Raw genomic sequence first — 15,414 nt, 5'->3', positions numbered from 1 at the left:
AAGCAGTGTCAACGCATATGCCGTCAACGGCCGTTGGCTTTACCCGCTTATTACACACCGAGACGTTTGATCGCGTCCGGAGCCTGCTCGATCCGGTCAACGAGGGTGATACGGGACTCCATCGACCGGTCCCGGGCGAGTGCCCGCAACAGCTGCCAGGCCGGCAACTCCCGTGTCCAGTGCGCCTCGTCGACGAGCACCATCGGCGTCGGCTCGCCCCGCGACTCGTAGTAGTTCGGCGTCGCGTTGTCGAAGATCTCCTGTACGGTCCCGGCGGCGCCCGGCAGGAAGACCACCCCGGCGTTCGAGCGGGCCAGCAGGCCGTCCTCGCGGGTGGCGTTGGCGAAGTACTTGGCTATGTGCGCGGCGAAGGCGTTGGGCGGCTCGTGGCCGTAGAACCAGGTGGGGATGCCCACCGACGCGCCGCCGCCGGGCCAGCGCTCGCGGACCTCGAAGGCGGCGCGCGCCCAGTCGGTGACGGAGGGCCGGAACGAGGGCGCCTTGGCGAGGAGCCGGAGCGCGTCGTCCAGCATCTCGTCCGCGAAGGGCGCTGCGTACGCGCCGAGGTTCGCCGCCTCCATCGCGCCGGGACCGCCGCCGGTGGCAACCGTGAACCCGGCACGGGTCAGCTCCCGGCCGAGCCGGGCGGCGCCGGCGTACGCGGCCGTACCGCGCTCCATGGCGTGGCCGCCCATGACGCCCACCACCCGGGCGCCGACGAGGAGTTCGTCGAGGGCGTCCGAGACGGCGTCGTCGTGGACCGAGCGGAGCATCGAGGCGAAGATGTCGCCGTCGGCCCTGGTCCGCTGGAACCAGGCGTAGGCCTGGGCGTCCGGAGTCGCCTCGTAGCCCTCGTCGAGCGAGTCGAAGAGTTCGCCGGGCGCGTAGACGAAACCGCGGTACGGGTCGAACGGCAGCCCCGGGACCGGCGGGAACACCAGGGCCCCGGAGGCGCGGACCCCGGTCGCCGCCTCGGCGTCCATGGGACAGCCGAGGAAGACGGCGCCGGTCGTGTCGGTGCTGAGCAGGACGTCCGTACGGTTCGTCAGATCGACGGCCTGGACTCGGTATCGGGCGAGTGTGCCGTGCTCGGCGACGACCTCGTCGAACTCGGCGAGGGACTCGATCTCACGGTCGCGGGCGGCACGGTTCGGCTGGGCGGGTGTCGGATGCACCCGCCCATGCTAGGTGTCAGCCCTGGACCGCCGCCGGGTCCATCCAGATGACCTCCCAGGTGTGGCCGTCGAGGTCGTCGAAGGCGCGGCCGTACATGAAGCCGAGGTCCTGGGTCTGGCCGCTCGGGGTGGCGCCCGACGCGAGGGCCTTGTCCACCAGTTCGTCCACCTTCTCGCGGCTCTCGGCGCTCAGCGCGACCAGCACCTCACTGGTCTTCGAGGCGTCGGCGATCTCCTTCTCGGTGAAGGTCGCGTAGAAGGGCTTGGTGAGCAGCATCGCGACGATGGTGTCGCTGATCACCACGGAGGCGGCCTTCTCGTCGCTGAACTGCGGGTTGATCGTGTAGCCGAGGTCCGTGAAGAACTTCTTCGAGGCGTCGAGGTCGTTCACGGGCAGGTTCACGAAGATCATCTGCTGGTACATGAGGTGTCTCTCCCGGGGCGGTTCGCTCGTTCAGGGTCAGTGTGTTCGGTGGGTAGACCGGGGGCCCCGGGAGAACTCATCGGTCGCCGCGGATCCTTTTTCACCGGTCCACGGGGAGAGCGGCCAGGGCGGCGACGGCCAGGGTCAGCGGGCCGAACAGCGCCAGCAGGGCCGCCGCGCGCAGGGTCGCGGCCGCGCGCAGGGTCGCGGCCGGGGCGCCGAGCCGGAGCAGCGCGGCGGTCGTGTCGGCCCGGCACTGGCGCGTCTCCACGGCCGCGGTGAGGAGGGTGGCGACCGTGCAGCCGGTGACGAGGAGCGCGCCGAGGGTGGTCAGCGGGCCGAACGTCGGCGCCGGGCCGGAGTGCAGCGTGGCCATGGCGTAGCCGGCGGACGCGACCGCGCAGACGACGCCGAGGGGGCGGCCGATGCGGGTGGCCTCCGTCATGAGGACCCGTCCGGCCAGGAGGCGGAGGGCGCCGGGGCGGGTGCTCTGCAGGAGCCGGCCGCACAGGTGGGTCAGGCCGGGGCCGGCCAGCACCAGGCCGGCCGCGGTGAGGAGCCGGCCGAGGAGCAGGGCGGCGTGCGCGTGCTCGGCGTAGGCCTGGACCGCGAGCCCGGTGGCGAGGAGGGCGACGCCCCAGGGGAGGCCGGCGGGGGCCTCTTTGGGGGGTTGGGGGGCGCTGTCGGCCCAGCCCCCGTCCTGGGTGGGAGGCTCGGGGTCGGGTTCGCCGCCCGGCGCTGAGTGGCTGTCGCCCGCGTCCGCCCGTGCCGCCCCGGAGGCACGACGGCCCGCGGGGTGCGGAGGGGATTGCGCGTCGTCGTCGCGTGCGCCCGCCGCCTGACGACCGGGCCGCTCGCCGTCGTGGGTGCCTCCGGCCTGCTCGTCGTCGGCCGTCGCCCCGTGCTTGTCCCGAGGACCATCGGTCCCCGGTCGCCCGCGCGCCCCGAATCTCCCGTACGCCCCGAAGGTCTCCCGGGCCATCGAGTAGCCGTACGCCCCGAAGCGGCCGTATCCGGACAGGAGCGGGGTGGCGGGGCGGGGGTCTTTCGGGCGGAGGGTCAGGGCCACCGTGGTCGAGGCGAGGGCCGGGACCAGGCCCAGCAGGGTCAGGGCCGCCGGGACCGGGAGGTGTTTGCCCGCGGCCAGGAAGTCCCCCGCCGCGCCGCCGAAGGGCGCGGCGGTGAGGTCGCCGCGCAGATGGAGGAAGGCCACCGCGGCCAGCAGCGAGCCCAGGGTGCAGGACATCGCCGTGGTCAGCGCGGAGACCGCCATCAGACGCGCCGGACCGAGGCCCACGGCGGACAGCCCCGTGCGCGGCCGGGTGCCGGGGTCGGTGCGGGCGACGGCCAGCGCGAAGTACACGGTCGCGGCGAGCGGCACCGCGCACCAGGCGAGCCGCAGCGCGGCGGCGTCCGCGTGCTCCGGGTGGTTCACGGCGTAGCCGAGGCAGGCGAGCAGGAGGAAGCCGGTGCCGCCGGCCGCCGCGGCCACCAGCAGGCGGCGCAGCTGGACGGCGGGCCCGGCCGCCCCCGTCAGACGGAGAGCGACCACGCGGCGCGGCCTTCCGTCTCGGGGGCTTCGGGCAGGTGCACGGTGCTGACACGCCGGCCGTCCAGCAGGGCCACGGTGCGGTCGGCGAGGGCGGCGGTGTCGGAGTCGTGTGTGGCGAGGACCACGGTGATGCCGTGCGAGCGGGCGGCCGAGGTGAGCGTGCGCAGCACATGGGTGCGGTCGGCGCGGTGCAGCGGAGCCGTGGGCTCGTCGGCGAAGAGGACCGTGGGGGCCGTGGCCAGCGCCCGGGCGATGGCCACGCGCTGGCGCTCGGCCTGCCGGAGTTCGCGCGGGCGGTTGCGGGCCCGGTCGCCGACGTCGAGCCGTTCCAGCCATTCCAGCGCGGCGACCTTGGCCCTACGGCGGCCGGCGCCGCGCAGCATCAGGGGGAGCGCGGCGTTCTCCCAGGCGTTCAGCTCGGGGACCAGCACCGGCGCCGGGTCGATCCAGCCGAAGTGGTTCCGGCGCAGCCGTTCCCGGCGCATCGGGCCCAGGGTGTGCAGGGGTGTGCTGTTGAACCACACCTCGCCGCCGCCCACCGGCACCAGGCCGGACAGACAGCGCAGCAGGGTCGTCTTGCCGCTGCCGCGCGGGCCGGTGACGGCGAGGATCTCGCCCACGCGCACGCCGAGCGAGATCCCGGCGAGTCCCGGGGAGCCGTCGGGGTGCCTGAAGTGCAGGGAGCGTGCCCAGAGCACGTCGTTGTCCGGCGGGGCCTCGGCCTCCATGGGCGTACACCTCGTTCTGATCCGTTTTCCCGTGCCTCATCCCTCGTGTGGGGGAACGAAGGCTGGGCCGATCGGTCACTGGCACGCTAGGCAGCCGTCGCCGGGAGGCCGGACAGCACACGGCCCCGGGCCGCCGTTCTCACTCGAACGGACGGCACCGGGGCCGGGGTAGATCAGCTGATCGGAGGAATCAGGCTCAGAGCTTGGTCCACGCCTCCGTCAGCGTCGCGCGCAGGATCTGCTCGATCTCGTCGAAGGTCTCCTGGTTGGAGATCAGCGGCGGGGCGAGCTGGACGACCGGGTCGCCGCGGTCGTCGGCACGGCAGTACAGGCCGTTGTCGAACAGCGCCTTGGAGAGGAAGCCGTACAGGACGCGCTCGGTCTCCTCCTCGTTGAAGGACTCCTTGGTGTTCTTGTCCTTCACCAGCTCGATGCCGTAGAAGAAGCCGTTGCCGCGGACGTCGCCGACGATCGGCAGGTCGTGCAGCTTCTGCAGGGTCTGCAGGAAGGCGCCCTCGTTGTCCAGCACGTGCTGGTTCAGGCCCTCGCGCTCGAACAGGTCGAGGTTGGCCAGACCCACCGCGGCGGAGACCGGGTGGCCACCGAAGGTGTAGCCGTGCAGGAAGGTGTTGTCGCCCTTGTAGAACGGCTCGGCGAGCTTGTCGGAGATGATGCAGGCGCCGATCGGGGAGTAGCCCGAGGTCATGCCCTTGGCGCAGGTGATCATGTCCGGGACGTAGCCGAACTTGTCGCAGGCGAACATGGTGCCGAGGCGGCCGAAGGCGCAGATGACCTCGTCCGACACGAGCAGCACGTCGTACTTGTCGCAGATCTCGCGCACGCGCTGGAAGTACCCGGGCGGCGGCGGGAAGCAGCCGCCGGCGTTCTGCACCGGCTCCAGGAAGACCGCGGCGACGGTGTCCGGTCCCTCGAAGAGGATCTGCTGCTCTATCTGGTCGGCGGCCCAGCGGCCGAAGGCCTCCGGGTCGTCACCGAAGATCGGCGCGCGGTAGATGTTGGTGTTCGGCACCTTGTGCGCGCCCGGGACGAGCGGCTCGAACGGCGCCTTCAGGCCGGGCAGACCCGTGATGGACAGGGCGCCCTGCGGGGTGCCGTGGTAGGCGACCGCGCGGGAGATGACCTTGTACTTGGTCGGCTTGCCCTTGAGCTTGAAGTACTGCTTGGCGAGCTTCCAGGCCGTCTCGACGGCCTCGCCGCCGCCGGTGGTGAAGAAGACCTTGTTCAGGTCGCCCGGGGCGTAGTCGGCGAGGCGCTCGGCCAGCTCGACGGCCTTCGGGTGGGCGTAGGACCACACCGGGAAGAAGGCCAGCTCCTGGGCCTGCTTGAACGCGGTCTCGGCGAGTTCCGTACGGCCGTGACCGGCCTGGACCACGAACAGACCCGCGAGACCGTCGAGGTAGCGCTTGCCCTTGTCGTCGTAGATGTAGGTGCCCTCACCCCGGACGATGGTCGGGACCGGGGAGTTCTCGTACGAGGACATGCGGGTGAAGTGCATCCACAGGTGGTCGTACGCGGTGCGGCTGAGGTCCTTGGTGCTCACGGTTATCGGGTCCTCACGGTTATCGGGTTCCCCACATGTAGGTCTGCTTCTTCAGCTTCAGGTAGACGAAGCTTTCGGTGGAGCGCACTCCGGGCAGGGACCGGATGCGTTTGTTGATGACGTCCAGCAGGTGGTCGTCGTCCTCACAGACGATCTCGGCGAGGATGTCGAACGAGCCCGCGGTCATCACCACGTACTCGACTTCCGACATGTCGGTCAGCGCGTCCGCGATCGACTCGACATCGCCCTCGACGTTGATCCCGACCATCGCCTGTCGGCGGAAGCCCACGGTGAGCGGGTCCGTGACGGCGACGATCTGCATCACGCCCTGGTCCAGCAGCTTCTGGACGCGCTGGCGCACGGCCGCCTCGGAGAGCCCGACCGCCTTGCCGATCGCGGCGTACGGCCTGCGGCCGTCCTCCTGGAGCTGCTGGATGATGGCGAGGGAGACGGCATCCAACTGGGGGGTGCCGCCGTTCCTGGACTCGCGGGTGGAGTCCCTCTGGTCTGCGCTTCGACTGGCCACGGCCTCACTGTGCACGAGGTCTCGACAGTTTCGCAAGCCCCGATCGATGAAATTCGTTGTTTGAGACTCCTGGTCGTGCGGATTTCGCAGAAGTCGTGGCGGCGGGGGTGTTGAAAACGTGGGCGCGGCGGCTAGGGTGGGTGTCTCAGTGAGTGGACGGAAAGAACCAGATCAGGAGGCCGGCAGTGAGCACCGAGCTGCGTCGTCTGCGCAACTACATCGACGGTGAGTTCCGGGACGCCGCCGACGGACGGACCACCGAGGTGGTCAACCCCGCGACGGGCGAGGCGTACGCGACCGCGCCGCTGTCCGGCACGGCGGACGTGGACGCCGCGATGGAGGCCGCCGCCCGCGCCTTCCCGGCCTGGCGCGACACCACCCCCGCCGAGCGGCAGAAGGCCCTCCTCAAGATCGCGGACGCGTTCGAGGAGCGTGCCGAGGAACTGATCGCGGCCGAGGTGGAGAACACGGGCAAGCCGATCGGGCTCACCCGCTCCGAGGAGATCCCGCCGATGGTCGACCAGATCCGCTTCTTCGCGGGCGCGGCGCGGATGCTGGAGGGCCGCTCGGCCGGCGAGTACATGGAGGGGATGACCTCGATCATCCGCCGTGAGCCGGTCGGCGTCTGCGCGCAGGTCGCGCCCTGGAACTACCCGATGATGATGGCCGTGTGGAAGTTCGCCCCCGCGATCGCGGCCGGCAACACCGTGGTTCTCAAGCCCTCGGACACCACCCCGGCCTCCACCGTCCTGATCGCCGACATCATTGGCTCGGTCCTGCCCAAGGGCGTCTTCAACGTCGTCTGCGGCGACCGTGAGACCGGTCGGCTGATGGTCGAGCACGACACCCCGGCGATGGCCTCGATCACCGGCTCGGTCCGCGCCGGCATGTCGGTGGCCGAGTCGGCGTCGAAGGACCTCAAGCGGGTCCACCTGGAGCTCGGCGGCAAGGCCCCGGTCGTCGTCTTCGAGGACACCGACATCGCCAAGGCCGTCGAGGACATCTCCGTGGCGGGCTTCTTCAACGCCGGCCAGGACTGTACGGCCGCCTGCCGCGTCCTCGTCCACGAGTCGATCCACGACGAGTTCGTGGCCGCGCTGGCCAAGGCCGCCGAGGACACCAAGACCGGTCAGCCGGACGACGAGGACGTCCTCTTCGGCCCGCTCAACAACCCCAACCAGCTCAAGCAGGTCGAGGGCTTCATCGAGCGGCTGCCCGCGCACGCGCGCGTGGAGGCCGGCGGCAAGCGGGTCGGCGACAAGGGCTACTTCTTCGCGCCGACCGTCGTCTCCGGCGTCAAGCAGGACGACGAGATCATCCAGAAGGAGGTCTTCGGCCCGGTCATCACCGTCCAGTCCTTCTCCGACGAGAACCAGGCCGTGGAGTGGGCCAACGGCGTGGAGTACGCCCTCGCCTCCTCGGTGTGGACCAAGGACCACGCCCGCGCCATGCGCATGTCCAAGAAGCTCGACTTCGGCTGCGTGTGGATCAACACCCACATCCCGCTGGTCGCGGAGATGCCACACGGCGGCTTCAAGAAGTCCGGGTACGGCAAGGACCTGTCGGCGTACGGCTTCGAGGACTACACGCGGATCAAGCACGTGATGACGTCCCTGGGCGAGTAGGCACCGGCGACAGCAGCTGAGCGGCCCCCGGACGGGTACACCTTCCCGTCCGGGGGCCGGCTCACCACTGGTGGCCTGTCAGCGCTCCGATCAGCGCGCCGGGGAAGACCGCCAGGGTGAGCGGAGGCCGCCGAGGAACAGGGGGCGGGGGGCGCCGGCGAGCACCAGCAACGGGGCGAGGAAGAGCTGCGTGGAGGTGATCAGCCCCGGGTTCCTGCCCGCCACGAGCCACAGCCGGCGGCTCGGCAGCGGGGCGAACGAACCACTGGGCACTCCGCGCCGGTAGGTCAGCTCTCGGCCGTCCGCGTCCACATGGACGTAGTGCTGTTCCCACGGGGTGCTGGTGGAGAAGGCTCTCTCGGTGCGGGAGTAGCGGGCCAGGACCCGTCCCCCTCGCAGGGCACGCCGGCTTTCCCAGGCGGCCGTGCACAACACGAACCCGCCACCGGCAAGCCCGAGTGCACCCCGCCCGCGCGGGTGAGCGAAGCCAACCCGAGGGCAACAGCCGCGCCGACCGCCGGTACGGCGTACGCGGCCGTGCGGGAGAGGCGCTCCGCCGCCCAGCCTCCCGCCGCCGAGCCGCACGCGATGCCCGCCAGCAGCCCCGTCATCATCAGGCTCATGCCCTCCGAGATTGGTGGCGACCAGGCAGCCGAACGCCTGCACCCAGCCGGCCAGGAAGCCGACGAGCAGGCAGTAGACGGCCAGTACGGTGAGGGCTGCCCGCAGCAGCAGCTGCTCCGGGGCGTAACGATCCCTCAGCCGCGGCTTCGCCGCGCCGACGGCCGGGGTACGAGGGGCCTCGCCGTCGTCCCCCGCTCTTTCCGGCGCTCCCTTCTTCGGCCGGGTGATCGCCGGCGCCGTCCTCGCCTGCGCTGCCCGCTCCCGCGGTTCGGCCCCCGCCGTGCTCTCGGTCGGTGGGGCCCCGACGAGACGGGCGTTGACCCGGTTCAGCACGGCGAGCCCCTCGTCCAGCTCACGCCTGGCCAGGGCCGGGTTTCGTGCGGCCTCCCCGGTGGCCTTGTCGTAGGCGTCCAGCGCACGGGCGTACTCGACGGTCATCACGTGCGTGGTGCCCGGACGGTCGGCGGCGAAGGGATGCCCGGCCAGCATCTCGCCGAACGCCGTCAACTGGTCCTGGAAACGGGCAGCTCCTCCCTCGCCCTGCGGCGCCGCTCACCCCGTGGCAACATCCGGTCATTGTCCGGCTGGGAGACGACCGGGGCACCTGCGGAAACCGGAGGATTTCCCGGCCGTTCGCTGCCGTACCCCGGCAACGGCGGATGACCGTGACCGACAAGGTGTCTCACAGCCGGAGTCATGCTCGACGCAGCGTCGATTGTCGGTCCGTGCGGCGGAACGGCATCCTTCCGGGATGCCCCAGACTTCCTCTCGTACGTCGCCGATGTCCCGCCGCTCCCTCCTGCGCGCACTCGGCGGCACCGCCGCGCTCGGTGCCCTGGCCGGCTGCGGGGTGCCCGCCGCCTATGTCGCGCCCGGTGACCGGGCCGTCGCCGACGAGTCCGCGGGGGACAAGAGACTGACCTGGGCGAACTGGCCGTTGTACATCGACACCGATGACAAGAACCCGAACAAGCGGCCCACGTTGGAGGCGTTCGAGAAGCACACCGGGATCTCCGTGGACTACGTCGAGGAGATCAACGACAACGACGAGTTCTTCGGCAAGATCAGCCCGGCGCTGATGAACCATCAGTCCACCGGCCGCGACCTGATCGTCACCAGCGACTGGATGTGCGCCCGGTTCGTCCGGCTCGGCTGGGTCCAGGAGATGGACCGGGCGCACCAGCCGAACGTGGCCAAGTGCCTGGACCCGCTGCTCCGTTCGCCCGCCTTCGACAAGGGCCGCAGGTTCTCGGTGCCGTGGCAGTCGGGCATCACCGGCATCGCGTACAACCGCAAGAAGCTGGGCCGCGAGATCCGGCACGTCAAGGACCTCTGGGCGAGCGACCTCAGGGGCCGCGTGACCCTCCTGTCCGGCCTGGACGAGTCCTTCGCGCTCCTCATGCAGGGCAACGGCGTGGACATCACCCGGTGGACGGCGGACGACTTCCACACCGTCTGCGACGAGGTGGAGCGCGAGGTGCGCCGGGGCCAGATCCGCCGCTTCACCGGCAACGACTACACCAAGGACCTGGTCAGCGGGGACGTCCTGGCCTGCCAGGCCTACTCCGGCGACGTCATCCAGCTCCAGGCCGACAACCCCGACATCCGCTTCGTCGTCCCCGAGGAGGGCGCCGAGCTGTGGTCGGACTCCCTGATGATCCCCAACCGGGCCCGCCACAAGGCCAACGCCGAGCGCCTGATCGACTACTACTACGACCCCGCGGTCGCCGCGGAGCTCGCCGCCTGGGTCAACTACGTCTGCCCCGTGCCCGCCGCCCAGGACGTCCTGGCCTCCTCGAAGGACAAGGACACCGCGTCCCTCGCCGACAACCCCCTGATCTTCCCGGACTCCGCCATGCGCGAGCGCCTGGTGATCGCCCGGGACATCACCTCCACGGAGCGGGTGGAGTTCGCCAAGCGGTGGAACAGGATCGTGGGGCTCTAGTGACCGCTGCGCACAGGGTGGTCCTGGCCCTCGGTCCACGCCCCGGCTCGGGCCAGAAAGGCGCGCCAACTGGCCGATGCGAAGCGAAGGGTGGCGTGGTCCCTGTCCTTGGTGTCACGGACCATGATCCGGTCACCGGTGCAAGCGACCTCGACGCAGTCGTCCGTTCCGAGGTCACTGAAACTGCTCTTGCGCCACGCCCACGGCTCTGCCACTCACGCCTCCCCCGCCTCGCATGTGGAGGGACTGCCGACCCGGCCGGCTCGGCGAGGTGAGGTGCCACCTGCCGTCGACCGGTTACGGGCCCTCGTCCCCCTCAGCCCGAGTGATCGCACAACGGAAAACCAGCACTCGTCCTTCACCGTAACAATGCCTCGCGGGAAAGAACATGACACATCGCGCCGCGCCGAGGGCGGTGGCCCGACATGGCCGGTTCGGTGGCCGGTGACGCACCCGGCTGTTCCGGACCCACTCCTTCCGGCGCGCGGCGCGCTAGGCTGACGGGAGGCATCTCACGAGGGGATGATCGATGACGCGTGCGGCTCCCTTTCCCTCTCCTCGGTCCTTGCTCTGGATGCAGGCGCTCTACGTGATCGTGTCCGGCACCCTGGCGTACGGCGCCGGATACGGTGCCGCCGGGCTGTTCGACTCGACACCGCTGGGAATCCTGGCAGCGTCGCTCGTCATGGTGGCCGGGGGTTGGTGGGGGCACTCCCTCCACCGGGCGGTTCACCGGGCGTTGACGCATCGGGCGCGGCGTCGGAGCGAACTGCTGCTTCCGCTCGAATGAGTTCGCGGGCCGGCGTACGACGCCCGAGCCACCGCCGCAACCGCGCGGTGACCAGCACGCCGAAGCCGCAGCCCAACGCGCCGAGCCAGCGGCCCGGATCGGGGATCAGGACCGTGAACACCACGGTGAAGAAGCCACCGAGCACAACCGGCGGGATGGTGACGAGCCACAGCAGATGCACCGTGCGCGTGCGGGACGGCAGTACGTCGTGGATGATCTCGTTGCAGATGTGGATCCAGGTGTCCACCCGCCTACGTCCTGCCATGCCCGCACCCCCGCACCCATCGCCGACCGCGCCGGGTGAACCCCGCGCCAACCTGCGACCTTGCCATCGGCCACCTCGGTGATCCCTGGTCAGAAACCGCAGCCGGCGGTGCGGCTGCGGGCAGCGCCTTGCCTCGCGGTCCGACGCGTCGGGGCCGATGACCCGTCACCGGGTCCGGGGGTGTGGCCGTCCTGCGTGCCGTTCCTGATCCTCCGGTTTCGCTGTGCCGCCGTCAGGGGGCCTCGGCCGGCGCAGCCAGTGTCAGGTCAGGGCCGTCGTCGTCGACATCGGCCGCCATGGTGCGCAGAAAGGTGCCGATGTCGTCCCCGAGCGCCTGGTCCTCCAGACCCCAGAAAACCTCCAGATACTGGCCGGTGACCTCCGGGTCGTTGCTCGAGTACGACTCTCCCTTCGGGTTCTCGAGATAGACGGAGTCCGGCATTCCCTCTTCACGGAACTCGAAGTGCGTGAAGGGCCCCATCAAGCCCCGGTGCGCACCCACGCTGAAGGGGAGCACCTGGATGGTGATCCGCGGATGCGCGCTCAGGTCCGCCAGTCGCTCCAGCTGGGACCGCATGACCTTCGGGCCACCGATCTGCCGGCGGATGACCGACTCGTCCATGATCAGGAACAGCTCGGGCCCCTCGTCGCCCTCAAGGATCTCCTGCCGGGCCAGCCGGGCCTCGACAAGCCGGTCCAGGCGTTCCGGCGAGGTCGCCTGCCCGGTTCCCGCGGCCATGGCCCGCATGTACTCCTCCGTCTGGAAGAGCCCGGGTACAACGAAGAAGTGAAACCCGCGGATGATCGCGGCGGACGACTCCAGAGCCAGGAAGGACAGGAATTCCTTGCTCAGCACGTCCCGGTACTCGGTGAACGGCATCTTGCGGCTGCTGCGCGCCAACTGCAGCAGTTCGTCGACCTTGCGGCGATCGGTCATCCCGTACTCGCTCAGCAACGCCTTGAGGTCGTTGACCGAGATCGCGACCTCTCCCGCCTCGATCCTGATCAGCTTGGACGGGCTCCAGTACATCTTGGTGGCGACTTCACGCTGCGTCAGTCCCACCTGGTTCCGGGCCTTCCGCAACTCCGTCCTCAGACGTAGGCGCTGCACGGCAGCGCTCGGAGTGCTCACGATCGCCACCTCCCTACCTTGAAGGTCCAATGTGCAATGTAGCAGATAGTCATATCGCCTGGGAATACCTCACTAGTTGCGCGCACAAGGGCACTTGACTGCACGTCAGCGACCTGCACGCTGGGCGGGCCGCGCAGAACGGAGCATCGCGAGATGCGACATGGCAGAAGTGCAACTCGCCTTCCGCCTGTCTGCATGATGGGCGTCACCGTACCGGATCTGACGGACCGACATGTCTCCGTTCGGGTGGTACGCCACCGACTGTGCCATGGCATTTCACGGCCGATTGACGCATGGCTGACCATCCCTCCGTGCTCCTACGATGGAAGCCACCGTCGGGGGAGGGTGGACGTGACGAGCAGTACACCGCAGGGAGCCGGGCGCCGGCTGGAGGATGCGATCGCCTGGGCGGTCCGGAACGCGGACGGGATCGTCGCGATCGCCGTCGCCCTCGTCGTCGGGCTGATGGACGTCCTCAACCAGAACATGGACACCAACATCGTCTCGGGCGCCACCCTGCTGGTGCTCGCGGCGCTGGTGTACGGCTCCCTCACCGAACGCCGCCGTCGGATGGCCGACATCCGCGCCGCGACCGCCGGGACGAGCCGGGCCATCGAGGACCTGGCGATGGTGCGCACCCTCTCCGGCGCCGAGGTCGCCCTCGCGCACGAGCGGGCCCGGCGCACCACCACCCGCTGGGTGTTCAAGGGCGGCACCGGTACCTACCTGCGCGCGGTCACGCTGCCCGAGTGCGTGCTGGAGGCACAGCGGCAGCGGCGCTCCCTCAGCATGAAGATCGACATCGTCAATCCCGCCGACGAGCAGGTGTGCGCCGCCTACGCGCGGTTCCGCAGCACCTTCGGTTCCGGCCCCGGTGACGCCGAGTGGACCGTCGAGCGCACCCGCAAGGAGGCGTACGCCACCGTCGTCGCCGCGAGCTGGCACCGGCAGCGGCTGGACACCCTGGAGGTCGACGTCCATCTGTCCTCCGTCGCACCGGCGTTGCGGTTCGACCTGTCGGACAGCTGCCTGATCATCACCCAGGACGACCCCAGCCGGGTCGGCCTCTGCGTGGAGCACGACCGCCCGCTCTACGACTACTACGTCACCGAGCTGCACCAGAGCCGGGAACAGGCCGTCAAGCTCGACCTGCGCGAGGCCGTCCCGCTCGCCGACGAACCGACCGTCGACGAGGTCAGACGCCTGCTCGACCGGCTCGGCCTGCCGCTTCCGCCGAGCTTCACCGACCGTGACGTCGGCGACATCATCGACAAGGCGCTGCGCGCGGAGAACCCGTACCGCAGGTGAGCGAGCGCCGTGTTCCGGCCACGGGGAACCAAGGGGACCCAGGGGGACCGAGGGGGAAGGACCATGGACTACCCGGCCCTGGAACGGGCCGCCCGGCGGTACGCCACCGCCGAGCTGACACGACACGCCGCATCGGAACTCGACCTGATCGTCTCCGGCCGCCGCACCCTGCGCGCGGTACGCCATCCACTGGGGTTCGTCTGCCTGCCCATCCTGCGCGACGGCGGCGACGGTGTCTGCGTCCACGTCTTCGGCACACCGGAGGCGCAGCCCGACGACTCCGTACCCCAAGTGCACTGCCACAGCTGGGACTTGACGAGCACCGTGCTGTACGGGCAACTCGACAACCGGCGGGTGCACATCGACGACGACCCCGGCGACCCCACCCACCGGGTCTTCGAAGTGCTCAGCGACCCGTCCGGCGTGGACGAACTACGGCCCACCGAGCGGCTGGTGCGCTGCCGGCCCGGCGTGCGCCAGACCAGTGCGCGGGGTCAGAGCTACGCCCTCCCGGCGGGTGAATTCCACACCAGTGTGGTGCCGGACGGCCGCCCCACCGCCACCCTGGTCCTGGGCCGGACCCTGCCCGGCCGGGTGGACCTCTCCCTGGGCCCGCCGTCCGCCCCGGGGCACCGCATGGTCCGCCGGACCTGCGACGCGACCCAGACCGCCCGGATCGCTCGGGCCGCCCTCAGGAGGATCCATGAGCCCGAACCCTGACCCCCGGTCCTCGCCGGCCGGTTACGACGCCGAGCACCGTACGGCCGTCGGCGCCGCCGAGGAGGCCGGGGCGCTGCTGCGGTCCCGCTTCCCCGACGGCTTCGCCGCCCGGCCCAAGGGCGAACTCGGCGACGTGGTCACGGACTTGGACGTCGCGGCCGAGCGACTGGTGGTCGGGCGGATCCGGGACCGCTTCCCGCGCGACCGGATCCTCGCCGAGGAGTCCGGTGAACTGGTCGGGGACGGCGGGGGCCGCACCTGGCTGATCGATCCGCTCGACGGCAGCAACAACGTGGTGATCGGGCTGGCCGTGTACGTCGTCGGCATCGCGTTGTGCGTCGATGACACACCGGTGGTCGGGGTCGTCCACGACCCGATGACCGGCCGTACGTGGTCCGCGCTGCGGGGCGGTGGGGCCCACGGCCCGGGCGGACGCCTCGCCGCCCCCGCGCAGGGCCGTCCGCTCCCCGCCGCCGGTCCGTTGCTGGCCTGGACCCAGGGCCACGCCGTCTCCCGCGACGACCCCCTGGCCTGCTCCCTCAGGCACACCCTCGAACTCCGCTCCCGGCGCCTGCTCCAACTCTGGGCGCCCCTGGTGGCCTGGGCGATGCTGGCCCGGGGGGACATCGACGGCTTCGTCGGCTACCGCGCCGAAGCCATTGACCTCCCCGCCGGTGCGCTGCTCGCCCGCGAGGCCGGCATCTCCCTACGGCACCTCGACGGCGCGGAGTTCGGCGGCGGTTACGGCGGCCCTGACACCGGGCGCTCCTTCGTCGCCGGGCGCCCGGAACTCCTGCCGCACCTCCTCGACCTCGTCAGCCCTTTCTCTCCCGGCACCGAGGACACTCACACGGCGGAAACCGCCCCGACAGGCCCAACGGCGCGGCGTTCTTCGGCGGCCGGTACGTCACCCTGGGCCCCTACGTCCGGCCACCGTCCCGGGAGACCCTCAGCGTGAGGAACACCCCGACGTAGCCGTCTTCTTCGTCGTGCATTGCAGCGCCTTTCACAATCCGTGGCGATCCATGCACAGGTGAAG

15 protein-coding genes are annotated in these 15,414 nt (G+C 70.5%); 5 read left to right on the top strand and 10 right to left on the bottom strand.

Going from position 1 to position 15,414, the window contains the following annotated elements:
* Positions 1-50 precede the first annotated feature (50 nt).
* The 6 genes from ACFYOH_RS22175 to ACFYOH_RS22150 form a co-directional block, all read right to left on the bottom strand.
* Positions 51-1,175, bottom strand: coding sequence for an LOG family protein (locus ACFYOH_RS22175; protein WP_388627977.1), 1,125 nt, complete (start codon positions 1,173-1,175; stop codon positions 51-53).
* Between the two features lie 16 nt (positions 1,176-1,191).
* A complete protein-coding gene (locus ACFYOH_RS22170; protein WP_388627974.1) occupies positions 1,192-1,599 on the bottom strand; it encodes a VOC family protein in 408 nt (135 codons plus the stop codon).
* 100 nt (positions 1,600-1,699) lie between these two features.
* A complete protein-coding gene (locus tag ACFYOH_RS22165; protein ID WP_388627971.1) occupies positions 1,700-3,151 on the bottom strand; it encodes a hypothetical protein in 1,452 nt (483 codons plus the stop codon).
* Positions 3,133-3,879, bottom strand: coding sequence for an ABC transporter ATP-binding protein (locus ACFYOH_RS22160; protein WP_388627968.1), 747 nt, complete (start codon positions 3,877-3,879; stop codon positions 3,133-3,135). Before ACFYOH_RS22160 ends, ACFYOH_RS22165 begins: the two co-directional genes overlap by 19 nt.
* 196 nt (positions 3,880-4,075) lie before the next feature.
* The gene (locus ACFYOH_RS22155; protein WP_388627965.1) at positions 4,076-5,440 is read right to left on the bottom strand and encodes an aspartate aminotransferase family protein; all 1,365 of its coding nucleotides are present in this window, start codon (positions 5,438-5,440) and stop codon (positions 4,076-4,078) included.
* 19 nt (positions 5,441-5,459) lie between these two features.
* The gene (locus tag ACFYOH_RS22150; RefSeq protein WP_388627961.1) at positions 5,460-5,981 is read right to left on the bottom strand and encodes an Lrp/AsnC family transcriptional regulator; all 522 of its coding nucleotides are present in this window, start codon (positions 5,979-5,981) and stop codon (positions 5,460-5,462) included.
* A gap of 170 nt (positions 5,982-6,151) precedes the next feature.
* Here ACFYOH_RS22150 and ACFYOH_RS22145 point away from each other — a divergent pair, with 170 nt between their 5' ends.
* Positions 6,152-7,591, top strand: coding sequence for a gamma-aminobutyraldehyde dehydrogenase (locus ACFYOH_RS22145; protein WP_388627958.1), 1,440 nt, complete (start codon positions 6,152-6,154; stop codon positions 7,589-7,591).
* A 90-nt stretch (positions 7,592-7,681) separates the two neighbouring features.
* Here ACFYOH_RS22145 and ACFYOH_RS22140 read toward each other — a convergent pair whose 3' ends face one another.
* Positions 7,682-8,722, bottom strand: coding sequence for a hypothetical protein (locus ACFYOH_RS22140; protein WP_388627956.1), 1,041 nt, complete (start codon positions 8,720-8,722; stop codon positions 7,682-7,684).
* A gap of 244 nt (positions 8,723-8,966) precedes the next feature.
* Between ACFYOH_RS22140 and ACFYOH_RS22135 the strand changes: the two genes are divergently transcribed.
* A complete protein-coding gene (locus ACFYOH_RS22135; RefSeq protein WP_388627953.1) occupies positions 8,967-10,160 on the top strand; it encodes a PotD/PotF family extracellular solute-binding protein in 1,194 nt (397 codons plus the stop codon).
* Here the strand turns inward: ACFYOH_RS22135 and ACFYOH_RS22130 are convergent.
* The 3 genes from ACFYOH_RS22130 to ACFYOH_RS22120 form a co-directional block, all read right to left on the bottom strand.
* Positions 10,157-10,375 carry a DUF397 domain-containing protein gene (locus ACFYOH_RS22130; protein ID WP_388627950.1) on the bottom strand — a complete coding sequence of 73 codons (219 nt, stop codon included), beginning with the start codon at positions 10,373-10,375 and terminating at the stop codon, positions 10,157-10,159. The two genes, ACFYOH_RS22135 and ACFYOH_RS22130, sit on opposite strands and share 4 nt — an antisense overlap.
* A gap of 468 nt (positions 10,376-10,843) precedes the next feature.
* Complete coding sequence (locus tag ACFYOH_RS22125) at positions 10,844-11,215, bottom strand: hypothetical protein (protein ID WP_388627948.1); 372 nt, start codon at positions 11,213-11,215, stop codon at positions 10,844-10,846.
* 232 nt (positions 11,216-11,447) lie between these two features.
* Positions 11,448-12,347, bottom strand: a complete 900-nt coding sequence (locus ACFYOH_RS22120; protein WP_388627945.1) for a helix-turn-helix domain-containing protein — start codon at positions 12,345-12,347, stop codon at positions 11,448-11,450.
* Positions 12,348-12,698: 351 nt separating this feature from the next.
* Here ACFYOH_RS22120 and ACFYOH_RS22115 point away from each other — a divergent pair, with 351 nt between their 5' ends.
* From ACFYOH_RS22115 to ACFYOH_RS22105, 3 genes are all read left to right on the top strand, one after another.
* Complete coding sequence (locus ACFYOH_RS22115) at positions 12,699-13,655, top strand: hypothetical protein (RefSeq protein WP_388627942.1); 957 nt, start codon at positions 12,699-12,701, stop codon at positions 13,653-13,655.
* A gap of 63 nt (positions 13,656-13,718) precedes the next feature.
* Complete coding sequence (locus tag ACFYOH_RS22110) at positions 13,719-14,375, top strand: hypothetical protein (protein WP_388627939.1); 657 nt, start codon at positions 13,719-13,721, stop codon at positions 14,373-14,375.
* Positions 14,359-15,333 (top strand): inositol monophosphatase family protein, encoded by a 975-nt coding sequence (locus ACFYOH_RS22105; protein ID WP_388627936.1) that lies wholly within the window; start codon positions 14,359-14,361, stop codon positions 15,331-15,333. Before ACFYOH_RS22110 ends, ACFYOH_RS22105 begins: the two co-directional genes overlap by 17 nt.
* Positions 15,334-15,414 lie beyond the last annotated feature (81 nt).

It is taken from the genome of Streptomyces sp. NPDC007856, from assembly GCF_042868225.1.
Classification (GTDB): Bacteria; Actinomycetota; Actinomycetes; order Streptomycetales; family Streptomycetaceae; genus Streptomyces.
This window is presented reverse-complemented; position numbering and strand designations above follow the sequence as displayed.